The following is a 22,961-nucleotide window of genomic DNA, read 5'->3' as shown; positions in this document are numbered from 1 at the left end:
ACCTGATGGGCATATTCTTTCGTGCAATTTATGCACTGATATGACGCACTTGCAACAAAGCGATAGCGGCAGGCGGGTTTTTCTTTCAGAGCTTGAAGACGCCGCCCTTCAGCTTGTCCCGCAAAGCGGCAGGAAAATGGCCTGGGCGCATTTCGGGCACAGGCGGGTCACCGGCCCCTTGCGTTCTCCGGTGCGGACCTGGTCGGTTCAGCGCACCGTCTCGGGCACCGGCACGACGTCGACCGCCTGGGTCGCCTTGTGCTCGCCATAGGTCTTCATGACGCCGAGAACCGGCACGACATCGGCATAATCGCGGCCATAGGCGACCACGATATGATCCGAGCCCGCCTCGATATTGTTTGTCGGGTCAAGCTCGATCCAGCCAAGCGCGCCGCCGCACCAGACCCGGACCCATGCATGCATCGCATCCGCGCCTTCGAGCCGCGGCTTGCCGGGCGGGGGAATGGTGCGCAGATAACCGCTGACATAGCCGGCCGGAATGCCGATCGCGCGCAGCGCCGAAATCATCACATGCGAGAAGTCCTGGCAGACGCCGCGGCGGAGGTGAAAGGCCTCCATCGGCGTGCTGTCGACCGTCGTCGCCTCGCCGTCATAGGCGAAATCGTCATGAATGCGCGCGCAGATCGCCTTGGCGATCTGGTGAACGCTCATGCCGGCTCCCGCACTTTCCCGGCCATAGGCGCCGATAGCGGGGTCGTGGGGAATGCGCGGGCTGGCGCTCAGGAAATGATGCGGGGAATCCCGGCCGAGATCGAGAATGCGGGCATATTCTTCGCGAAGGCGCGGCAGTTCCGGCGAAAAGGCGAGCGTGGTGCGAGGCGGCTCGACATTGACGCGCGCCTTCATCGTGACCGCGAAGCTCTGATGCGGCGGGTCGATCAGCGTCGCGATTGCCGGATGACCGAAGAAATCGGTGAAGCCGCGCTGCTCGCTCGGCGGTGGGTCAAACTTCACGTGACCGGCAATCAGGCGCTGGCTCTGTGTGGAGGCCAGCGGCAGCACGCGGGTGATGTGACGCGCGAGTGAGGCGGGCGTGTCGTAGTGATATTCCATCTTCAGCGAGAGATCGTAGAGCATCATCCCTCACAGATAGCTTTGGGCGAGACAGTCGGAGAGCGTCTCGAAATCGCGCTCCAGCGTCGCATAATAATCGATCGAGATGGAATTGGCGGTCATCACCGCAAGGCCGGACTGGACGCGCATGGTTTCGCGGTGAAGCGGGGACATCTGGGTCATGTGGCCCTGGCTCGGCAGTTTCTCCACTTCGGCCAGCATCTGATTGAGCTGGAACAGCACCGAGCGCGGGTTCTGCGGGTCGAGCGCCAGGAGGTCGGTGATCGTCAGCCGGTCGGTGTTGACGTTGTAGTGACGCCGGTGGGTCATGACGTTGTCGCCGATCTCCAGCAGGATATCAAAGGCGCCGTCGGGCGCGTCCTCGCCGGAAAGCTCGCCCAGAAGCCGGGTCATATGCAGGCCGCGTTCTAGATAGCGGCCGATCGACAGGAACCGCCACCCGGTGGAACGATACATGTTTTCGTGGACGAGACCGGCAAAGCCCGCGAGCTTGCGCAGCAGGATCGTGATCGCGTGGGCGGCGTCATCGCCGGGATTGACCCGGTCCACGAAGCGGCCGGCGGTCTTGGAAAGGTCGTTCAGCGCCAGCCAGCCATCGGGCGAGAACCGGTCGCGGATATTGCCGGCCGAATAGACCGCGCTGTCGATATCGCGCATCAGGCTCTTGGGCAGCGCGGCCTCCGTCAGATCGATGCCCGCATGGTCGAGATAGGCTTCCACCCGCGTCAGCAGCGCCTGACCGCGGTCGTCGACCTCGGCGAAGCGGCCGTGCCAGGCCCTGAGAATGCGCAGATTGCCTTCGGCGCGCTCAATGTAGCGACCGAGCCAGAACAGATTGTCGGCGGCGCGGCTCGGCAGGTTTGCAGGATGGTTGCGCGGCACCCTGCTTTCGCGGGTCAGAAGCGTCGGACGGGCGACCGGAGTCTTGCTTACTACCCAGACGTCGGCGGCCCTGCCGCCGGCCTGCATGGCGATCGCGGCGACATCGTCGGAGGAGCCGATGCGGGCGAAACCGCCCGGCATCAGCTTCCAGCCGTCATCGGTGCGGGCGGCGAAGACGCGCAGCGAGAACGGGTGCGGCTCCAGCTTGCCGTTGATGAAGGCGGGCGCGGTCGAGAGCTTCACCGCTTCCTGACCGACAAGCCAAGGCCCGCGTTTTTCAAGCCAGCGCGACACCGCGCCCGGCCGCCGTTCGCCAAGCCGCCTGCCGGAAAACGACAGGCCGGAATCGTCAAAGAAAGGCTGGCGGGAATAGGCGGGGCCGATCAACATCTGATCGAGATTGGCGGCGACATGGGCGCGCTCGTTCTCCTGGCCGCACCACCATGTCGCAATCGACGGGATCTTCAGATCCTCGTTCAGAAGCCGCCGCGACAGGGCCGGCAGGAAGGCGAGCAGCGCGCGGGTTTCGACGATGCCCGACCCCAGCGCATTGACCATGGTGAGGTTGCCGGCGCGGATGGCGCTGACCATGCCGGGCGTGCCGATGCGCGACTGCTGGTTAAGCTCCAGCGGGTCGGTGAAATCGGCATCGAGACGCCGCCAGAGCACGCTGACCGGCATCGGCCCGGCGACGGTGCGCACCATCAGCCGGTCGTTGACGACGATCAGGTCCTCGCCCTCCAGCAGCGAAATGCCGAGATAGCGGGCGATATAGGCGTGTTCGTAATAGGTCTCGTTGGCGGGGCCGGGGGTCAGCACGCCGAAACGGCCTTCGCCGCCATAGGTTCCCGATTGCAGCGCATCGCGAAACGCGCCGAAGAAGGAGGCGACGCGGCGCACATGCATGTCGCCGTAAATGCCGGAAAAGGCGCGCGAGGCGGCGACCCGGTTTTCAAGCGCGAAGCCCGCGCCGGAGGGGGCTTGAGCCCGGTCGGACAGCACCCACCATTTGCCTTCGGGGCCGCGACCCACTTCGAAGGAAATGAAATGCAGGAAGTGGCCGCCGGCGGGCGTGACGCCGACGAGCGGGCGCAGGAATTCGCTGTTGGAGGCAACGAGCGCCGGCGGAATGAAGCCTTCCGCGACCAGCCGGTTGTCGCCGTAAAAATCGGCCATCATCGCTTCCAGCAGATCGGCGCGCTGCTTCAGGCCCTCGGCCAGCTCCTGCCATTCATCGTCGTCGATGATGACGGGGATGTGGGAGAACGGCCATGCACGGGCGTCGTCCTGGCCGTCATAGGCGCGGTAGAACACGCCGGCGTCGCGCAGATAGCGGTCGGCGCGCGAGAACCGCTCGGCGAGTTCGTCGGTGGTCATGCCGGAGAGCGCGTTGACGAAGGGCTGCCAGACCGGGCGCACCTTTCCCTCGGCGTCGACCATCTCGTCGGGAATGCCGGGGAGGGGGGCATAATTGCCGGCGTTCCAGGCGATCGCGGGCTCTGCCTCGCTATCCTGTTCGACCCTGTGCCGTTCAGCGGAATTCTCCGCTTTCGCCTCTGCCATCTGGCGCGTCCCTGCCGCCCACGATTAAAAAGCCGCTTCCCGCTACCGGGAATGTTCAGCCGCGTTGATACTATCGAAGCGGCGGGAGTGCTCAGACTTCCGCCGTTTTGCCGGACCGCTGCCCGGTCCAGTGGCGCATCGCAGGCGAGGCGCGGCCTGGAAATGTCACAATCCGGCCGGCCGTCTGAGATCGAGCGTCAGCGGAAATTCCGGCGACGGCGCCTCGTTGAAAACGGCGTAGCCGCCAGCCGTATGGCCCGAGGGCTCGAACCGCGCCAGACGGCGCGCTTCCGCCTCGTTTCCGTTGACCGGGAACGTCTCATAATTCCGCCCGCCGGGATGCGCAACATGATATATGCACCCGCCCACCGATCTTGCGGACCATGTGTCGTAAATGTCAAATGTCAGCGGCGTGTTGACCGGCAGGACCGGATGGAGGCCGGAGGCCGGCTGCCACGCCTTGAACCGCACGCCGGCCACGGAAACGCCGGACTTTTCCGTGGGTTTCAGCGGCACCTTGCGGCCGTTGCAGGTGACGATGTAGCGCTCCGGGGCGTTGCTTTCGAGCAGAACCTGAAGCCGCTCCACCGACGAATCGACATAGCGCACCGTGCCGCCGGCGGCACCCTGTTCGCCCATGACGTTCCACTGTTCCAACGCCTGTCTCAGTTCCAGCCGGTTGCCCTCATACTCGACCTCACCGAAGAAGGGGAAACGGAACTGCAATTGCGCCTCGAACCATTCCGGGCGCAGTTCGAGGCCGTTTTCCTTAAGGTCCTGCAGCACATCCATGAAATCCTGCCAGATGTAGTGCGACAGCATGAAGCGGTCGGAAAGGGCGGTGCCCCAGCGCACGAACTTGCCCTCGATCGGGTTCTTCCAGAACCGCGCCAGAAGCGCGCGCACGAGCAATTGTTGCGCAAGGTTCATGCGCGCATTCGGCGGCATTTCGAAACCGCGGAATTCGACAAGGCCAAGCCTGCCGGTCGGGCCGTCCGGCGAAAACAGCTTGTCGATGCAGATCTCGGCGCGGTGGGTGTTGCCGGTGACGTCGATCAGCAGATTGCGGAACAGCCGGTCCACCAGCCAGGGCAGGGGCGGCATGACGCCGGCCTGCGGATGGGGGATTTGCGCCATCGCGATTTCGAGTTCGTAGAGCGAGTCGTGGCGCGCCTCGTCGATGCGCGGGGCCTGCGAGGTCGGGCCGATGAACAGGCTCGAGAACATGTAGGAAAGCGATGGGTGGCGCTGCCAGTGCAGGACCACGCTCTTCAACAGGTCCGGTCGCCGCAGGAACGGGCTGTCGCCCGGATTGGCACCACCGACCACAACATGGTTGCCGCCGCCGGTGCCGGTGTGGCGGCCGTCGATCATGAACTTGTCGGCGCCGAGCCGCGTCATCCGCGCTTCTTCATAGATCGCGGTCGTGGTCTCCACGCATTCCTTCCAGTTGGCGGCCGGATGGATGTTGACCTCGATGACGCCCGGATCGGGCGCGACCCGGATGACGTTGATGCGCTCGTCATGCGGCGGCGGATAGCCCTCGATATGGATCAGCAGACCAAGCTTTTCGGCGGCCCGCTCGGCGGAGGCGATCAGATCGAGATACTCCTCCAGCGATGTGGTCGGCGGCATGAACACGCACAAGCGGCCATCGCGCGGCTCGACGGACAGCGCGGTGCGCACATAACCGCCGATCGACGGCCCGGCTCCGGCGCGCGCCGGCTGCGGATTGTCCTCGAACGGCGTGAAGCTTGCTTGCGGCAGCGGCCGGCCCTCGTCCAGACGGTAGTCGGGCAGGGGCTCGCGCCGGACGGAGGGGTCAAGCGGATTGGTGAAGGGGTATTGCGATTGCGGGATCCAGGCCAGCGCATCGAGCGGCAGGCGGAAGCCGACAGGACTGTCGCCGGGGATCAGGAAAATGCGGCCGCGCCGCGTGGTCCATTTTTCCGAAACCCATTTGAGGCCTGACGCGCGGCCCTGCCAGGCCTGCACCGGCAGCACATAGCCGGTCGGGCGCGTCAGGCCACGCTCGAACACCTTGGTGATACGGGCGCGGTCTTCCGGGTTCTTGAGTTTGGAATTGGACGGATCGACATTTTCCGGCAGGTTGCCTTCCCGGATCAGCCATTCCGCCGGGTCCTCGAAGGCCGGTTCAACCATTTCCGGGTCGATGTCGAGTTCACCGGCGATCGCCTGCAGCAGCCGTCCGGCGTCGTTCTCATCAACTTCGGTGTCGCGCTTTTCATCGGCGATCAGGCTCTGGTTGTTCCAGATCGGGATGCCGTCCTTGCGCCAGTAGAGCGAGAAGGTCCAGCGCGGCAGGCTTTCGCCGGGATACCATTTGCCCTGGCCGTAATGCAGGAAGCCGCCGGGGGCGAAGCGCTCGCGCAGGCGGCGGATCAGCTCGTCGGCGAGCCCGCGCTTGGTGGGGCCGACAGCGCCGGTGTTCCACTCGTCGGATTCGAAATCGTCGATCGAAACGAAGGTCGGCTCGCCGCCCATGGTGAGGCGCATGTCGGTTTCCTCGAGCAGTCTGTCGACCTTTTCGCCGAGCGCGTTCAGCGCCTCCCAGCTTTCATCGGAAAACGGCTTGGTGATGCGCGGGTGTTCGGCCACCCGCGAGATCGTCATGTCGAAATCGAAGCTGGTTTCTGCCTCGCCGTAATAGCCGCCGGTGATCGGCGCGGCATTGCGGAAATGCGGCGTGGCGGCGAGCGGAATATGGCTTTCGCCGGTCAGAAGCCCCGAGGTCGCGTCAAGGCCGATCCAGCCGGCGCCCGGCAGGAATACCTCCGCCCAGGCATGGAGATCGGTGAAATCGTGATCCGTGCCGGACGGGCCGTCGATTGCCTTCAGGTCGGGCTCGAGCTGGATCAGATAGCCGGAGACGAAACGGGCGGCGAGGCCCATATTGCGCAGGATCTGCACCAGAAGCCAGGCCGAGTCGCGGCACGAGCCGGACTTCCGCTCCAGCGTTTCCTCGGTCGTCTGCACGCCGGGCTCCATGCGGATGATGTAGTCGACATCGTGCTGGAGATTGGCGTTGATGCCGACGATCATGTCGACTGTACCCTGGCCGGGCGTGAGGTCGAGTTTTTCCATATAGGCTTTCAGGCGCGGTCCCATTGGCTCCGGGGTGCGGTAGATCGACAGGTCTTCGCGGATCGCCTCGTCATAGGCGAACGGGTATTTGGTCGCCTGTTCCTCGACGAAGAAGTCGAACGGATTGTAGACCGACATGTCGGCGACAAGATCGACCTCGATCTTGAACTCCGTCACCGGCTCGGGAAACACGAAACGGGCCTGGTAATTGCCGTAGGGGTCCTGCTGCAGATTGACGAAGTGATTGTCCGGCTTGACCTTCAGCGAATGGCTGATCACCTTGGTCTTGGAATGCGAGGCAGGCTTCAGCCGGATGATCTGCGGGCCGAGATTGACCGGCTTGTCATATTTGTAATGGGTGAGATGGTAGATCGCTGCTTTGATTGACATATGCGTCCTTGCCTGCCTCAGGGCGCGCGACTGCATCCGCCCTTCAGTATTCCCCTGTTCTTGTCAGTGAGTGTGGGCAAAGCACAGCGATAAAGCAAGGCAGTTTACCGGAGGCGCCCGAAAATCGCGGCCGGCCGCCCGCCTCAGTCCAGCGTGGTGTTGAAGCGGGTGACCGCGACGGTGATGGCGACAAGGGCGATGGCGGCGAGCATGGCGCTGTCGAAGCCGAGTATAGTGATATCGGCGCCCTTCAGCATGATCGCGCGCACGATCCGCAGATAGTGCGTCAGAGGCAGGCATTCGCCGAGATACTGCGCCCATTTCGGCATGCCGTCGAAGGGGAACATGAAGCCGGACAGAAGAATGCTCGGCAGGAAGAACATCATCGACATCTGCACCGCCTGCAACTGGTTCTTCGCGATCGTCGAGAAGGTGTAGCCGATCGACAGGTTGGTGACGACGAAGAGCAGGGTCAAGAGCGCCAGCGACCACGGATCGCCGAGGATTGGGACGTCGAAGATGAACAGGCCGGAGATGATGATCAGAGCGGCCTGGAAGGCGCCGACGACGACATAGGGCATGATCTTGCCCATCATGATCTCGATCGGCCGGATCGGCATGGCGAGCAGGTTCTCCATCGTCCCGCGCTCGATCTCGCGGGTGACGGCGAGCGCGGTGAAGATCAACAGCGTCATCGTCAGGATGGTGCCGAGCAGGCCGGGCACGATGTTGAGCGTCGATTTGCCGGCGGGATTGTAGCGGCGGTGCTGGATGATGGTGTAGGGCGGGTCCTGCGGCGCGTCGACGCGGATATGCCTGAGGCCCGCAAGCGAAGTGTTGATGACGCCCGACAGCGCGCCGAGCGCGGATGACGCGGCGACCGGGTCGGTGGCGTCGGCTGCGACCAGCAGCGATGGCGACAGGCCGCGGCGCAGGTCGCGCTCGAAATTCGGCGGGATTTCCACCACGAACAGCACCTCGCCGGATTCCAGCATCCGGTCCATCGCATCGGGCGTGGACGCCACGCCGGTAATGTCGAAGAAGTCGGTGTTCTGAAGGGAGGCCAGGATGGCGCGCGAGGCGTCGGTGCTTTCGCCCATCATCACAACGGTCGGCAGATGGTGCGGGGTCGTGTTGATGGCGAAGCCGAACAGCAGAAGCTGCATGATCGGCAGCGTGACCATCATGCCCATGGTCAGCCGATCACGGGTCATCTGGATGAATTCCTTGATCGTCATCGCCCAGAAACGCCTGAGCGGCGCGAAGCCTGATATCCGTTCAACCGTCATCGAAATTATCCTTCGATGAACCCATGAGATAGATGAAGGCGTCCTCCAGCGTCGTCTCGCCCGGCTTGCAATGCGTATCCGGCCGGTCGCGATAGGGCTGCAATGCCCGCTCCAGCGCATCGCGGTCGCGGCCGCAGACATGGAGCGAGGCGCCGAACGGGGCGACCAGGTCGACGCCGTCGGCCTTTTCCAGCTCCGCCTGAAGCTCATGCACATCGGCGCCGGTGATCAGGTAGCTCTTGAGGTTGGCCGAGGCGACCACCTCGTCCACGGTGCCGGTCACCATCAGTTTGCCATAGGCCATATAGGCGATCTCGTGGCAGCGCTCGGCCTCGTCCATGTAGTGGGTGGAGACCAGCACCGACAGGCCATCGGCGGCCAGCGCGTGGATCTCGGTCCAGAACTCGCGCCGCGCCTTGGGGTCGACCCCGGCGGTCGGCTCGTCGAGCAGCAGCAGGTCCGGATCGGGCAGGGTGCAGGCACCAAGCGCAAGACGCTGCTTCCAGCCGCCGGAAAGATTGCCGGCAAGTTGCTTCTCGCGTCCTCCGAGCCCGAGCCGCTCGATCGCCTCGGAGACCCGCTTCCTCGGATTGTCGAGCCCGTGGATGCGGGCGACGAAATCGAGGTTCTCGCGGATGGTGAGGTCCTGGTAGAGCGAGAACCGCTGGGTCATGTACCCGACGCGGCGGCGCAGCTTCTCGCCGTCGCGGGTGATATCGAAGCCCAGGCAGGTGCCGGAGCCGCTGTCGGGCGTCAGCAGCCCGCAGAGCATGCGGATGGTCGTGGTCTTGCCGGAGCCGTTCGGGCCCAGAAAGCCGTGGATCGCGCCCTTCTTCACGCTCATCGTCAGATGATCGACCACGGTGCGGCCGCTGAAGCTCTTGGTGAGGTTCTCGACCGAGATGACGTTTTCTGCGGCGTTCATGACCGACCTTCCAGCGTGACTTCCACAGGCAGGCCGACCGGCAGCGTTGCAGGATCGGCCGGACGGGCTCGGACCCGGTAGACCATCTTCGCGCGCTCCTCCCGCGAGAAGATTTCCGGCGGCGTGTATTCGGCATCCTCGGCGATAAAGCTGACGGTCGCTTCCCCCGCCTTGCAGCCGTCGCAGGTGAAGCTGATCCGGTCGCCGGTCGCGATCGCCGCGCGGCTCTGCTCCGGCACGAAGAATTCGATGTTGACGTTTTCCGGCGGCAGCAGCGAGATCACCGGCCGCCCGGCGGGCGCCACCTCGCCGACGCGGTAATAGACCTGCTGAACCTTGCCGCTGGCCGGCGAGGCCACGGTCTTCAGCGCAAGCGTGGCCCTGGCATTGGCGAGATCGCCTTCAGCCGCCGCGACTTGTTGCTCGGCCTGCGCGATCTGCTGGTCGCGTTGCGGCAATTGACCGAGCGCGATCTGGGCGTTGATCTTGTCGAGCGCGGCCTTGGCCTTTGCATAGTTGCTGACCGCGTCATCAAGATTGGCTTCGGTGCCGCTTTGCTGCTTGACGAGGGCCCGGGCGCGGGTGAGGGCCTTCTGGGCGTAGTCGAAGGTAGCTTCCGCTTCGGCGCGCGAGGCTTCGAGCGCTTCAAGCTCCTGCTCCCGGTCCATCGGCGCCCTTGCTAGAGACAGCGCCGCCTTCGCCTTTTCCAGATTGGCGCTGGCGGTTTCCACGGCGGCCCGCTCGCTGTCGGCCTGCAGCGTGAACAGGGTCTGGCCCGCCGCCGCCTGCTCGCCTTCGGAAACGGTGAGTTCGGTCAGTCGCGCGGTCGAGGTGGCGCCGACATAGACCATGTCCGCCTCCACCCAGCCGAGCCAGCCCTGATGGGCGTCCGGGCGGAAAAACACAAAGCCGGCGGTTGTCGCAAGCGCGAGCGCGACAAGAATGATGACGATTTTTTTCATGACGTTGCCCCTTCCGGTGACGTGAACAGGCTGTCGAGGCTGACTTCGAAGGCGGCGCGCCGGTCGAATGCGCCGAAGGGGGAAAACAGCATCCCCCAGATCGCCGATATCAGGATCGGCGCCACCACCATCTGCGGAACCTGAAGCACTTTGGCGGAGCGCAACTCGCCACGATCATGCGCGATTGTCAGCAGTTTTTGAACCAGTTGCATACCGGGGCGGATCAGGTTGGCGTGGTAATAGGCGGCGACGTCGGGAAAGTTCGGCATTTCGGTGATCATCAGGCGCAACAGGTCGGCGCGTTGCGTATCCAGAACCTCGGATTCGACGAGTGCATAAAAGGCCGAGAGGGCCTTGCGCGGAGACTGCGGCGAGGCTTCCAGGATACCGGCGCCGTGCGCGATCAGCGGGGCGAGATTGTCGCCGATCAGCGATTTGAACAGGCTCTCCTTGTCGGGAAAGTAGAGATAGACCGTGCCCTTGCCGACCCCCGCGGCCTTGGCGATGTCCTCGATGCGCGCGTTGGCGAAACCCTTCGCGGCGAAGGTCGCAAGCGCGGCGTCGAGGATAATCCGCCGCCGTTCCTCCTGGCTTGTGCGCCGCGCAGCGCCCTGATAATCGACCATTTTCTGCCCTTTAAATGTGACTGACCAGTCAGTCATAACAAGGGTCCGATGATTTTGCAATCGGGGAAATTGTGCCGGGGAGGGGCCTTGAGGCGATCCCGGAATTGCGCATCTTTGCCGGTGCGCGTTCCACTTTTCGTCGGATGAGGCGGCCGGAAGACTATTCCGCGGCCGCCAGCGGATCGTCACCATCGGCGCCGAAACCGGCGGCAGGGCCGCCTTTGGCTGGCGGCGCGAGGGTGCCGTCCAGCAGTTTCTTCAATAGAAAGGACGGTTTTCGGTCGACGAGCACAGCGAGCGCATTGCCGACGCTTGCGATCTCACGTTCGGTTTCGACGGGATCGGCTCTCTGGCCGCGGGCGGGCAGGCGGATCAGGGCATTGATCCAGTCTCCTTCCGCGACCGCAAGGCCGCCGCCGGCCTTGATGACGGCATTGGCGGCCACCGCCATATCTTGCCCGCTTCTGCCGAACACCGTCATGCCGCCGTTTTCGTGGGCAATGGCGAGCGCGCCGCGCCAGCGACCAAGGCCGGAAGCGCCGCAAAGTTCAACAAGCGTGCGGTCATCAGCTATCCTTGCCATCAGCGTCAGGCCCTCGGGCAGCGCTGCCGGCGCGCCGGAAAGGGCAAGGGCATCGCGGCGTATGGCGCGCGGACCGCTGAAATCGATCACAGAGAGCGGCCGGCCGGACGGAACCGCAAACAGGCTCTCATCGATGAAACGCAGGGCCGCCGGCGTTTTGATGCTCTGGCTTCGAAAGCGATAGACATGCATTGGGATCTGTCCCGGTGAGTTCGAAGGTCCGCACAGAACTTTTCGAAGGCCGAAAGGTTCCGCGACTCATCTTCTGTTTCGTCAGCGCTATAGCGCGGCCCAATGTCAAACGCACGACGGGAAACCGCGAAGCCCGCTGCCGGCCTCTCCAGGCTTGCAAGCCGGTGCAAAAGGGTCTAGGCCCCATCCGTATCGATCGAAGCCCTGCGGGTGCGCTTTGCAGGAGCGTCGACAAGCAAGAAAATTCTAGCAGGAAATACCCTCATGGATCGCCGTACATTCTTCAAGAAGGCGGGTGTCGCTTCGGCCGGCGCCCTTGCCCCGGCAGCGCTCGCCGCTCCCGCAATCGCCCAGGAAAACCCGAAGCTGAGCTGGCGCCTGTCGTCGGCTTTTCCGAAATCGCTCGACATTCTCTATTCCGGCGCGACCGGCATCGCCGAACGCGTCAGCGCGGCGACCGACGGCAATTTCGAGATCCAGGTCTATGCCGGCGGCGAGATCGTTCCCCCGCTGCAGGTGCTCGATGCCGTGCGCGACGGCACCATCGAAATGTGCCACACGCCGTCCTATTACTATATCGGCCAGGACATGACCTATGGTCTCGGGACGGCTGTGCCCTTCGGCATGAATGCGCGCCTGAAGAATGCCTGGCTCTATCAGGGCGGCGGCAACGAACTGTTCAACGACTTCTTCGCCGAAAAGGGCGTCTGGGGCCATCCGGCGGGCAATACCGGCGCGCAGATGGGCGGCTGGTTCTCCAAGGAGATCAATTCGGTCGAGGACCTCAAGGGCCTCAAGATGCGCATTGCCGGCCTCGCGGGCCAGGTCATGGCCAAGCTTGGCGTCACCCCGCAGCAGATCGCCGCCGGCGATGTCTATTCGGCGCTGGAGCGCGGCACGATCGACGCCAGCGAATTCGTCGGCCCCTACGACGATCTGGCGCTCGGCCTCGTCAAGGTCGCGAAATACTACTACTACCCGGCTTGGTGGGAAGGCGGCCCGGTCATCCACGCCTTCTCCAATCTCGACAAGTTCAACGAACTGCCGGCAAACTACCAGCAGATTCTGACGGATGCCTGCGACGCGGTGAATCTCGATATGCTGGCCCGCTATGATGCCGGTAACCCGAAGGCGCTGCGCCAGCTCGTCGCCGATGGCGCCGTGCTGAAGCCGTTCAGCGAGGAAATCCTCGACGCCTGCTACGCGGCCTCGCAGGAAACCTTCGCCGAGATTTCCGCCGAGAATGAATGGTTCAAGACCATTTACGACAGCCAGCAGGAGTTCAAGAAGGACGCCTATCTCTGGATGCAGCTCGCCGAATTCTCGTTCGACAAGTACATGATGGTCCAGCAGCGCAAGGGCAATCTCTAAAGATTGCCGCATCTGGAGACCCAATTCCGAACGGCCCGGGAGCAATCCCGGGCCTTTTTGCATGCGATTGACGATGCATGGCTGAGGTCGTAAGTCCTTTGTCGCAGTGCAAAAAAGAAAGGTCTTGGGAACAGTGACGGATCGGATTGTAATTGTCGGCGGCGGCCAGGGCGGCTTCGCGGTTGCCGCGAAATTGCGGGCGCTGAAGGATGAACGGGACATCACGATCGTCGGCGCGGAGCAGGTGCCGCCCTATCAACGACCGCCGCTTTCCAAGAAATACCTCCTCGGCGAGATGGCCTTCGACCGGCTGCTGTTTCGCCCCGAAAGCTGGTACGGCGAAAACGCGATCGACCTGCGGCTCGCAAGCTTCGTGGAGCGCGTTGACCGCGACGCCAGGAAGGTGGTGCTGCAGGATGGTTCGACGATCGAATACGGCACGCTGGTGCTGGCAACCGGAGCGACGCCGCGCACGCTGCCGAAGGCGATCGGCGGCGATCTCGACGGCGTCTATGTGATGCGCGACAAGCGCGATGCAGATCTGTTAGCCGAGGCGATGCGGCCGGGTGCGAGGCTTCTGGTCGTCGGCGGCGGCTATGTCGGGCTTGAGGCCGCGGCCGTCGCCCGCAAATTCGATGTCGATGTCACCGTGATCGAGATGGCGGACCGGATATTGAAGCGGGTGGCCGCGCCCGAAACCGCCGATATCATGCGCGCCGTCCATCAGGCGCACGGGGTCCATATTCGCGAGAATTGCGGCCTGACCCGCCTTGAGGGTGACGGCGACCACGTCGTCCGCGCGGTGCTTGCGGATGGCGCCACGCTGGATGTCGACATGGTCGTCGTCGGCATCGGCGTTGCGCCGAACGATCAACTGGCCAAGGATGCCGGTCTTGTGGTCGGAAACGGCATCGTCGTCGACGAATTCGGCCGGACCTCCGACCCGGCAATCTTCGCTGTCGGCGATTGCACCGAATTACCCTATAAGGGCGGATGCATCCGGCTCGAATCCGTTCCCAACGCCGTCGATCAGGGTGAGGCGGTGGCCGCCGTGATCGCGGGGTCGGAGCAGCCCTACGCGCCGGAACCCTGGTTCTGGTCCGATCAATATGATGTCAAGCTGCAGATTGCAGGCTATAATGGCGGTTATGACCATATTGTGGTGCGCACGGGCGCGCGGGAGGGCGCGGCGTCGGTCTGGTATTTTCGGGGGGACACGCTTCTGGCGGTGGATGCCATCAATGATGCACGGGCCTATGTCTGCGCCAAGAAACTGCTGGCGGCCGGCATCAATCCGTCACCGGACGTCATCGCCGATCCCGCAACCGATCTGAAGGCGCTTGCCGCGCAGTGAACGGCTTCAGGCCGACCGGCGAAACCTCGTCATATTACGTATTTGTATTTGCTGAAATCATGTGCAAAGTAAAATTAGTGGTTCGTAAAATGCAACCTGATAACAATAACAATAGGATGCTTTCGCGATAGAGCAGGGGAACGGGGAATTGTCTTTACGGGTAAGAGGCGGACCGAGAGCGCGCACGACCTTGAGTGACGTAGCGCGGATAGCGGGCGTAAGCCCGATCACGGTGTCGCGTGCGCTGAGAGAGCCGCACAAGGTTAGCGACAAGCTGCGCGAACAGATCCTCGAAGTTATCGAGGATATCGGCTATGTGCCGAATTTCGCGGCGCGCGCGCTGGCGAGCCGCCACAGCGGAACGGTCGCCGTTCTGGCGCCGATCCTGGAAATGAGCGGATTTTTCCATGCCGCCCACGGGATCGAGGACAGGTTCCATTCAAGCGACGTCACCACGCAGTTTGCCAATATCGGCCTTGATGCCGCCGAGGAAGCCAAGCTGATAAATCTCTTCGTCGCGCAGAATCCGGCGGGCATCATCCTCGAAAGCGTTGCCGAATTTCCGGTCAACAAGCCGCTTATCACCGAGCTCGGCTGCCCGGTCGTGCAGATGATGGATACAAGCATCACGCCGCTGGACATGGGCGTGGGGATTCGCAATCGCGCGGCCGCGAAGGCGGCGGTCGAGCATCTTCTTTCCAAGGGCTATCGCCGGATCGCCCTTCTGGGCGGCGGCAAGGATATCCGCTCGCGCCGCCGGTTCGAGGGCTATCAGGATGCGCTGGCCGAGGCCGGGCTCTACGATCCGGACTATGTTTTCGAGGCGAGCGGCAGCAGTCCGCTGGAGCAGGGCATGAAGCTCGTTTTCGATCTCGGCAAGCGCCTGCCGCAGATTGACGCGGTGTTCTGCCACAATGACCGGCTGGCGCTGGGGGTCTATTTCGGCGCGCAGCAGGTCGGCCTCAAGGTGCCGGAGGATCTCGGCATTTGCGGCTACAACGGCGTCGACTTCGCCGATGTGGAAGAGTCGCCGCTGACCTCCGTCTACGTGCCCCTCTACGACATGGGCTACAAGGCCGCCGAGATGATCATGCGCTACCTGAGCGAGGGCGAGCGCCCGAAGAAGGCGGTCGAACTGCCGTTCGAGATCATCGAGGGTGCTTCGACGCGGCGATAGAGCGCCAGCATTTCTCGGGAGCTAGCTCGCCGCCTTGGCGACATGCAGGCCGCATTCGCGCTTGGCGTCGTTTTCCCACCACCACCGTCCGGCACGCTCCGGTTCGCCCGGCTTGATCGCGCGGGTGCAGGGTTCGCACCCGATCGAAGGATAGCCGCGGGCGTGAAGCGGATTGATCGGGATGGCGTGCCGCTCGACATGGGCGCGGATATCCTCAAGGCTCCAGTCGGCCAGCGGATTAACCTTGATGAGGCTGCGGGCGGCATCCGCCTCGGCATAGGGCGTGGTCGCGCGGTTGCCGGACTGGCCACGCCGCAGGCCGGTGATCCAGTAGGCAGCGCCATCCAGCGCCCGGGCCAGCGGCTCGAGCTTTCGCACCTGACAGCAGGCATGGCGGGCCTCGACGCTTTCGTAAAACCCGTTGCGGCCATAATTCTTGACATAGTCATCGACCGCAGCGGTCTCGGGCCGAAAACGCTCGATGCGGATTCCGTAGCGCGTTTCTGTCTCGGTGATCAGCGCTTCGGTTTCGGGAAAAAGCCGGCCGGTATCGAGCGTGACGATCCGGATATCGAGGTCGCCGGCGGCGATTGCAGCGGTGATCACCTGGTCCTCGATGCCGAGGCTGGTCGTGAAAACCGCCGGTCTGCCGCTGTCGGCGATCAGCCGTAAACGCCCGGCCAGGTCGACCGTCCCGAGTGTCTTGTCCAATTCCGCGACTGTATTGCTGTTTGTCATAACGCTCGCCTCTTCGAATTTCCGGCGCAGTGTGACGGCTATCATTGCACGGTACGAGGAACCCGATTTCCGAAATGCCGGCAGGGGAGACAAAAGCTTCGCGCTTGAGCCGGACTTGTTAGAACGCCCGCGCTTCTGCCCTCGTCAGACGCCGCCCTTTTCGTCGTAGCGGCGGGTTTCCTCGCGCATTTCGCCGATCGAGGCGCGGTCATACTCGTCAACCTCGCGATTGCGGGCGCGCTGGAACTTGATGGCGTCGGCGAGATAGGCGCGTGACAGGCCGTGATAGAGCGGCTCGCGCGAGATCAGCCGCGAGGCGATATAGCCCAGCATCGAGGTCGCCATCAGCGTGATGATGCCGTCGTGATTGTCGGTCATTTCCAGAATGATGACGAAGGCCGTCATCGGCGACTGCACCACGCCCGCGAAATAGCCCGCCATGCCGAGGATCGCGCCGAGCCCGATGCTGACGCCCAGCACATCGGCAATGGTGGAGCCGAAGGCCGCGCCCACCGACAGCGACGGCGCGAACAGGCCGCCCGGAATGCCGGACGCCATAGACAGGAAGGTGGCGGCCAGCTTGCCGATGAAGAAGACGGGGCTGATCGAGCCGCCCTCGATCACGGTCCGCGCCTGCTCGTAGCCCGTGCCGAAGGTCGCGCCGCCAAAGACGATGCCGATGAGGGCCACAGCAAGGCCGCAGGCGCCTGCGAACAGCGCCATGCGCTTGATCGGCGCCGCCTGCGCCCAGCGCTTGATCCGCCGCGCGGCCTTCAGCGAGTAAAGCGAGAACAGCGCGCCCAGAAGGCCGCCGCCAATGCCGCAGACGAACACGGCAACCCATTCCTCCGGCTTGACGGCGATGGCAGAGGCGTGGCCGAAATAGGTATAATTGCCGGCAAGCCCGATCGCGGCGAGGCCGGACAGGATGATGGCGGAGACCACCAGCCCGTTGGCGCGCGATTCATAGGCGCGGCTCATCTCCTCGATGGCGAACACAATGCCGGCGAGCGGCGTGTTGAACGCCGCCGAAATGCCGGCGGCCGAGCCCGCGACGATCAGGCCGCGGGTCTGGATCATCTTTCCCCAGCGCGCGGTCTGGATCATGATCGAGGCGCCGACCTGCGCGGTCGGTCCCTCGCGGCCGATCGAAGCGCCGCAGAACAGACCGATGATCGTGATCAGCACCTTGCCGGTGGCGACCCTGAGATTGAGCAGCCTGTGCTGGCTTTCGACGTCATGCAGATGGCGCGCGGCGATCGCCTGCGGAATGCCGGAGCCCTGCGTGTTCGGGAACCAGCGCGTCGAAAGATAGGAGCACAGCATGAAGCCGAGCGGGGTGAGCACCAGTGGCAGAAACGGCGACCATGCGCTCGACTGCCGCATCGTCTCGAACAAGTGATAGGCATGGTCGGAAGCGCGCGCGAAGCCGACGCTCACCACCCCGATCATCACCGCGCCGATCCAGAACACCAGCCGCGGCTGCCAGATCCGCCATGATCCCCACATCACCCGTGTGCGGCGGACCATCTTGACGTTCTTGTAATAGGGGCGCATGGCTCGGCTTTCGCGGCAATGTCAGTGTTTCGGCAGTCCGCGGCCCGGCGGCATAAGGCATCAGGATACGGGGTGAAGCTGCCCCGTTATCCTCTTGAGCTTGAAGGATTTCAAGGCTCTTTCCGGCAAAAAGAATTGATCATTCGCACTTTATGTTACGGCGCGTCCGAAGCGTGATCGGGTTACGCTCGGCCCGGCGGATTGCGGGCAAACATGGCGCGTCGCCGAGCCGCCTTGATTGCGCGACCGGCAGTCGTCCGGCGTGCCGCGCTCTGCTGAGCGAAGAACAGTTGCTTATCATATCCTTCCTCACTATCGTCTCGACAATATTTGTAATTTTGGAAGGGGATGTCCAATGACGATTCTTGAGCAGCAGGAGCAGAACGCCGACAAGGTGCGGGGACGCTGGGGATGGGTGCTGGCCTTCGGCGTGTTGCTGATCGTGCTGAGCCTCATCCTGCTTGGCAATCTGGTGGTCGCCACCGTGGCGTCGGTGGTGTTCTTCGGGGCGATGCTGATCGTTGCCGGCGTCATCCACCTGTCGCAGCTTTTCTACAATCGGCGGACAGGGCATGTTGCGTTCTGGCTGATCTCCGGCCTGCTTTACGTGCTGGCCGGTATCTTCGTGATGCGTAACCCGATGCTGGCCTCCGGCGTGTTCACCATCATGGTCGGCATTTCGCTGGCGATTGCCGGCGGTTTCCGCATCTATCTCGGCATGACGATGCGCCCGGTAAAGGGCTGGGGCTGGATGATCTTTTCGGGCCTGGTGCTGATCCTCGCCGCGGTGTTGATCGCCTCCAACTTCCCGCAGAACAGCCTGTGGCTGCTTGGCCTGTTCGTGGCCGCCGACTTCCTGGTCTACGGCTTCTCTCTCGTGGTGTTCGCGCTGGCGCTGAAGCCGCGCAAGGAAGCCTGATGGCTTCCGACGGCAGCATGCGCCACGTCGCGCTCAGCGGTTTCGGCGCGCCTGATGTGATGTCGATCGCGGCCGGTCCGCGACCGACGCCGGGTCCCGGCGAAGTGCTGGTCAAGGTCACGGCGGCGGGCGTTAACCGCCCGGATGTCGCCCAGCGGCAGGGCAACTATCCCCCGCCGCCGGGCGCGAGCCCCATTCTTGGCCTTGAGGTCGCGGGAACGGTGGCGGCGCTTGGCGAAGGCGTGACCGGGTTTGCGGTCGGCGACCGGGTCTGCGGGCTTGCCAATGGCGGCGGCTATGCCGAATTCTGCATCCTGCCGGAAGGCCAGGTTCTGCCCGTGCCGGACGGCATGGACGATATCAGCGCGGCGGGGCTTCCCGAGACTTTCTTCACCGTCTGGGCAAACCTGTTCATGATGGCGGGTCTCGAGAAGGGCAAGAGCGTCCTGATCCACGGCGGCACCAGCGGGATCGGCACGACGGCGATCCAGCTCGCGAAGGCCTTTGGGGCCTCGACGATCTTCACCACCGCGGGGTCTGCCGATAAATGCGCGGCGGCGGAGCGGCTGGGCGCCGATGTCGCGATCAATTACCGCGAGCAGGATTTCTCCGAGGTGATCAAGGAGAAGACCGGCGGTGTCGATATCATCCTCGACATGATCGGCGGGGCCTATTTCCAGCGCAATCTTTCGGCGCTCGCCAAGGATGGCTGTCTTTCGATCATCGCCTTTCTCGGCGGCCCCAAGGTGGAAAACGCCAATCTCCTGCCGATCATGGTCAAGCGCCTCAAGGTTACGGGATCGACCATGCGTCCGCGCACCGATGCGGAGAAGCGCGAGATCCGCGACGAGCTGCTGGAAAAGGTCTGGCCGCTCATTGCCGCGGGCAAGGTCAAGCCGGTCATCGATCGGGTGTTCGCCTTCGAGGATGTGGTGGAAGCCCATCGCCGGATGGAGGGTGGCGACCATATCGGCAAGATCGTTCTCACATTCGACTGACGGGATAGAGGCATGACCAACCCGGTTCTGGTGGACGTCACCCGAGGCGATGTCGTTGAAAGCCGCCATCGCGGCATGATCGCCGTGGTCGATGGCGCGGGCGCGGTTGCCTATGCGGCCGGCGATATCGAGGCGGCGGTGTTTCCTCGCTCCGCCTGCAAGGCGATCCAGGCGCTGCCCTTTGTGGAAAGCGGGGCGGCGGATGCCTTCGGTTTCGGCGACCGGGAGATCGCGTTTTCTGCCTCGTCTCATTCTGGCGAGGATGGCCACGCCGAACTGGCGCGCCAGATGCTCGCAAAGGCCGGACGCGGCATCGACGATCTTGAATGCGGGGCGCATTGGTCGTTCCAGCAGAAGGTGCTGATCCATCAGGCGCGCACCCGCGACAGGCCGGATGCGCTCTGCAATAATTGCTCGGGCAAGCATTCCGGCTTCATCTGCGCCTGCGTGCATCAGGGCATCGACCCCAGGGGCTATTCCGGCTACGACCATCCGCTGCAGGCCGAAATCCGCGCGGCGATGGAAGATGTCACCGGCGCGCCGGTGGACCGCGATCTCTGCGGCATCGACGGCTGCAATATTCCGACCTATGCGGTGCCGCTGAAGGCGCTGGCGCAAGGCTTTGCGAAGCTTGCGACCGGGGAGGGGCTATCGCCCGCGCGTACGAAGGCGGGACGCCGCATCCTGTCGGCCTGCATGGCCGAGCCCTGGTATGTGGCCGGCACCAAACGGGCCTGTACCGAACTGATGTCGCTCGCGCCCGGAAAAATTTTCGCCAAGACCGGCGCGGAGGGCGTGTTCTGCGCGTCGCTGCCGGAGAAAGGCCTCGGCATCGCGCTCAAATGCGAGGACGGGACGACGCGCGCCGCCGAAGCGATGGTGGCGGCCGTGCTCGCGCGGTTCATCGACGATGATGCGATTGCGGCGAAGCTGTCGGACATGGCCACGACGACGCTGAGGAACTGGAACGGAACCGAGGTCGGCGCGGTTCGCGCGGTTCTACCGGCTTAGCCTCCGTCTGCTGGAGCAAGCAGCCGCTTGCGCAATGCGTTCAACTCGGAAAGCAGCGACTGCGCCTGATCAAGGCTGCATCCGGTCTTCAGCGCGATTGACGCGGCGACATTGCGGGCCTTTCCACGCGCGGTGCGACCTTTCTCCGTCAGCGCCACTTCGACGCGCCGTTCATCCTCGCGTCCGCGTTTGCGCATGATGTAACCGGCGGTCTCGAGCCTTTTCAGAAGCGGCGACAATGTCCCGGAATCGAGCCCCAGCCGTCTTCCCAGCTCGTTGACGGTGACCGGCCTGCCCTCCCACAGCACCATCATCGCCAGATATTGCGGATAGGTCAGGCCGAGCTCGGCAAGCAGCGGCTTGTAGGCGCGCTGGAAGGCGTGCTCGGTCGCATAGACGGCAAAACAGAGCTGGTTGTCGAGATTGAGCAGCGGCTCGCGGGCGTCGTTTTCAAGGTGTTCCATGCTGGGAATATAGCGAGTAAACGACGCTTTTGTAAATATATATTGCGCACAATATAATTGTGCACTATGTATATATTCGTGTGATGAACGCGGAACCGAAACCCGCGCTCGCGCGTCGTTTCGATAGGTTCCACTGAATGCGCCATCGGCGCGAAGGAGAACGAAGATGATCAAGACACTGTACACCACGAAGGCCACCTCCACCGGCGGCCGCGAAGGCACCGCCCGCACCGAGGATGGCTCGTTCGAGGTCAAGCTCACCCCGCCGAAGGAAATGGGTGGCCCGGGCGGCGAGGGGACCAATCCCGAGCAGCTTTTCGCCGCCGGCTATTCGGCCTGCTTCACCTCCGCGCTGTTCAATGTCGCCGGCAAGAAAAAGGTCAAGCTGCCATCCGAAACGCGGGTGACCGCCACCGTCGGCGTTGGCCCGCGCGATGATGGCGAAGGCTTCGGCATCGAGGTTTCGCTTTCGGTTGCCATCCCCGGCATGGATCGCGCCGAGGCCGAAGAACTGGTTCACGCCGCCCACATCGTCTGCCCCTATAGCCATGCGCTGCGGGTCAACTACGAAGTGCCGGTTTCGGTTACGGAATAAGGCGGCTTTACCGCAAACAGGGGCGGTGGGCGATAGCACGCCCGGCGCCTTTTTGTTTGTTTGCACGGCGGCCCGGCGGGGAAATTCTGCTTGACCTTGACCTTCCGTCCGTCTTGATTGTCGCCACACGATCCGCCGCCCGAAAAGGTGTGATGCGGATGGCCGAAGGAGAATGACATGGCAGGCGTCGACACCACACCCGCTTTTGAAACCTGGACCTATGTCGATGGCGAATGGCTTCCCGGCAATCCGCCTCTGATCGGCCCGACCTCCCATGCGATGTGGCTCGGCTCTACCGTCTTCGACGGCGCGCGCTATTTCGAGGGTATGGCGCCGGATCTGGACGAGCATTGCAAGCGCATCAACCGCTCCGCCCGCGCGCTCGGTCTGCAGCCGACCAAGACGTCGGAGGAGATCGAGGGGCTGGTCTGGGAAGGGCTGAAGAACTTCAAGGGCGCGGAAGCGGTCTATATCAAGCCGATGTACTGGGCCGAGCACGGCCTCGACGGACTCGTGCCCGCCGACCCGGCCTCCACCCGGTTCGCGCTCTGCCTGTTCGAAACGCCGATGCGTTCCACAGAGCCGGTGCGGCTGACGGTCTCGCCCTACCGCCGCCCGTCGCCGGAAGTGGCGATGACCCATGCCAAGACCGGCAGTCTCTACCCCAATTCCGGCCGGATGATGCTGGAGGCGCGCGCCCGCGGCTTCGACAATGCGCTGGCGCTCGACATGCTCGGCAATGTCGCCGAGACGGCGTCGGCCAATATCTTCCTCGTCAAGGACGGCATTCCGATGACGCCGGCGGATAATGGCTGTTTCCTCGCAGGCATCACCCGCAAGCGAATCCTCAAGCTGTTCCGCGACAACGGCATTGCCGCCAAGGAGAAGACGCTGACGGTGAAGAACTTCCTCGAGGCCGACGAACTGTTCCTCACCGGCAATTACAACAAGGTCGTGCCGGTGATCAAACTCGACGACCGCGATTTCGAACCGGGGCCGATGGCGAAACAGGCGATGAAACTCTACATGGACTGGGCGCGCTCGACCTGCAAATAGCGCGCGGCCCGCGTTTTTGAATTGACAAGATGCGCGATTGAGCGCATTGGATTTTTCATGATCAAGACCGTGACCCACAATCATATGTATTTTTGGCTGTTCCAATAGG

General features: G+C 63.5%; 19 protein-coding genes. 8 read left to right on the top strand and 11 right to left on the bottom strand.

Translation table 11 applies throughout. The annotated features are described in order from the left end of the window. Positions 1-207: 207 nt before the first annotated feature. The 8 genes from V6767_RS11615 to V6767_RS11580 form a co-directional block, all read right to left on the bottom strand. Entirely contained in the window at positions 208-1,098 is an 891-nt protein-coding gene (locus tag V6767_RS11615; RefSeq protein WP_448473645.1) for a transglutaminase family protein, read from the bottom strand. Positions 1,099-1,104: 6 nt separating this feature from the next. Continuing rightward, on the bottom strand, positions 1,105-3,540 hold the full coding sequence (locus V6767_RS11610) for a circularly permuted type 2 ATP-grasp protein (protein WP_448473644.1): 2,436 nt from the start codon (positions 3,538-3,540) through the stop codon (positions 1,105-1,107). 165 nt (positions 3,541-3,705) lie between these two features. After that, positions 3,706-7,035: a transglutaminase family protein gene (locus V6767_RS11605; protein WP_448473643.1), complete on the bottom strand. Its 3,330-nt coding sequence runs from the start codon at positions 7,033-7,035 to the stop codon at positions 3,706-3,708. A 143-nt stretch (positions 7,036-7,178) separates the two neighbouring features. Continuing rightward, positions 7,179-8,324 (bottom strand): ABC transporter permease, encoded by a 1,146-nt coding sequence (locus tag V6767_RS11600; RefSeq protein ID WP_448473642.1) that lies wholly within the window; start codon positions 8,322-8,324, stop codon positions 7,179-7,181. Next, positions 8,314-9,249 carry an ABC transporter ATP-binding protein gene (locus tag V6767_RS11595; protein ID WP_448473641.1) on the bottom strand — a complete coding sequence of 312 codons (936 nt, stop codon included), beginning with the start codon at positions 9,247-9,249 and terminating at the stop codon, positions 8,314-8,316. Before V6767_RS11595 ends, V6767_RS11600 begins: the two co-directional genes overlap by 11 nt. Continuing rightward, the gene (locus V6767_RS11590; protein ID WP_448473640.1) at positions 9,246-10,211 is read right to left on the bottom strand and encodes an HlyD family secretion protein; all 966 of its coding nucleotides are present in this window, start codon (positions 10,209-10,211) and stop codon (positions 9,246-9,248) included. Before V6767_RS11590 ends, V6767_RS11595 begins: the two co-directional genes overlap by 4 nt. Further along, complete coding sequence (locus tag V6767_RS11585) at positions 10,208-10,873, bottom strand: TetR/AcrR family transcriptional regulator (protein ID WP_448473639.1); 666 nt, start codon at positions 10,871-10,873, stop codon at positions 10,208-10,210. Before V6767_RS11585 ends, V6767_RS11590 begins: the two co-directional genes overlap by 4 nt. Positions 10,874-10,997: 124 nt before the next feature. Next, complete coding sequence (locus tag V6767_RS11580) at positions 10,998-11,612, bottom strand: adenine deaminase C-terminal domain-containing protein (RefSeq protein WP_448473638.1); 615 nt, start codon at positions 11,610-11,612, stop codon at positions 10,998-11,000. 264 nt (positions 11,613-11,876) lie between these two features. Between V6767_RS11580 and V6767_RS11575 the strand changes: the two genes are divergently transcribed. The 3 genes from V6767_RS11575 (at position 11,877) to V6767_RS11565 (ending at position 15,514) form a co-directional block, all read left to right on the top strand. Next, positions 11,877-12,983 carry a TRAP transporter substrate-binding protein gene (locus V6767_RS11575; protein ID WP_448473637.1) on the top strand — a complete coding sequence of 369 codons (1,107 nt, stop codon included), beginning with the start codon at positions 11,877-11,879 and terminating at the stop codon, positions 12,981-12,983. Between the two features lie 133 nt (positions 12,984-13,116). Next, positions 13,117-14,337 (top strand): NAD(P)/FAD-dependent oxidoreductase, encoded by a 1,221-nt coding sequence (locus V6767_RS11570; RefSeq protein WP_448473636.1) that lies wholly within the window; start codon positions 13,117-13,119, stop codon positions 14,335-14,337. A gap of 190 nt (positions 14,338-14,527) precedes the next feature. Then, positions 14,528-15,514, top strand: coding sequence for a LacI family DNA-binding transcriptional regulator (locus V6767_RS11565; RefSeq protein WP_448427519.1), 987 nt, complete (start codon positions 14,528-14,530; stop codon positions 15,512-15,514). A gap of 21 nt (positions 15,515-15,535) precedes the next feature. Here V6767_RS11565 and V6767_RS11560 read toward each other — a convergent pair whose 3' ends face one another. Next, the gene (locus tag V6767_RS11560) at positions 15,536-16,297 is read right to left on the bottom strand and encodes a phosphoadenylyl-sulfate reductase (RefSeq protein ID WP_448473635.1); all 762 of its coding nucleotides are present in this window, start codon (positions 16,295-16,297) and stop codon (positions 15,536-15,538) included. Between the two features lie 99 nt (positions 16,298-16,396). After that, positions 16,397-17,809: a chloride channel protein gene (locus V6767_RS11555; RefSeq protein ID WP_448427521.1), complete on the bottom strand. Its 1,413-nt coding sequence runs from the start codon at positions 17,807-17,809 to the stop codon at positions 16,397-16,399. 355 nt (positions 17,810-18,164) lie between these two features. On the opposite strand from V6767_RS11555, the gene V6767_RS11550 reads away from it, so the two are divergent. Genes V6767_RS11550 through V6767_RS11540 form a run of 3 tightly spaced genes read left to right on the top strand, consistent with a single transcriptional unit; the run spans position 18,165 to position 20,737 of the window. After that, positions 18,165-18,728, top strand: coding sequence for an HdeD family acid-resistance protein (locus V6767_RS11550; protein ID WP_448427522.1), 564 nt, complete (start codon positions 18,165-18,167; stop codon positions 18,726-18,728). Then, positions 18,728-19,726 carry an NAD(P)H-quinone oxidoreductase gene (locus V6767_RS11545; protein ID WP_448473634.1) on the top strand — a complete coding sequence of 333 codons (999 nt, stop codon included), beginning with the start codon at positions 18,728-18,730 and terminating at the stop codon, positions 19,724-19,726. Before V6767_RS11550 ends, V6767_RS11545 begins: the two co-directional genes overlap by 1 nt. 12 nt (positions 19,727-19,738) lie before the next feature. After that, on the top strand, positions 19,739-20,737 hold the full coding sequence (locus V6767_RS11540) for an asparaginase (protein WP_448473633.1): 999 nt from the start codon (positions 19,739-19,741) through the stop codon (positions 20,735-20,737). Here the strand turns inward: V6767_RS11540 and V6767_RS11535 are convergent. Beyond that, on the bottom strand, positions 20,734-21,201 hold the full coding sequence (locus tag V6767_RS11535; RefSeq protein WP_448473632.1) for a MarR family winged helix-turn-helix transcriptional regulator: 468 nt from the start codon (positions 21,199-21,201) through the stop codon (positions 20,734-20,736). The genes V6767_RS11540 and V6767_RS11535 overlap by 4 nt on opposite strands. A gap of 169 nt (positions 21,202-21,370) precedes the next feature. Between V6767_RS11535 and V6767_RS11530 the strand changes: the two genes are divergently transcribed. Continuing rightward, positions 21,371-21,796: an organic hydroperoxide resistance protein gene (locus tag V6767_RS11530; protein WP_292057529.1), complete on the top strand. Its 426-nt coding sequence runs from the start codon at positions 21,371-21,373 to the stop codon at positions 21,794-21,796. Between the two features lie 177 nt (positions 21,797-21,973). Continuing rightward, positions 21,974-22,852: a branched-chain amino acid aminotransferase gene (locus V6767_RS11525; RefSeq protein ID WP_448473631.1), complete on the top strand. Its 879-nt coding sequence runs from the start codon at positions 21,974-21,976 to the stop codon at positions 22,850-22,852. The last annotated feature ends 109 nt before the right edge of the window (positions 22,853-22,961 follow it).

Source organism: Martelella sp. FLE1502, from assembly GCF_053484255.1.
Note: the sequence above shows the minus strand (reverse complement) of the source record. Positions and strands in the feature narration are given on the sequence as shown.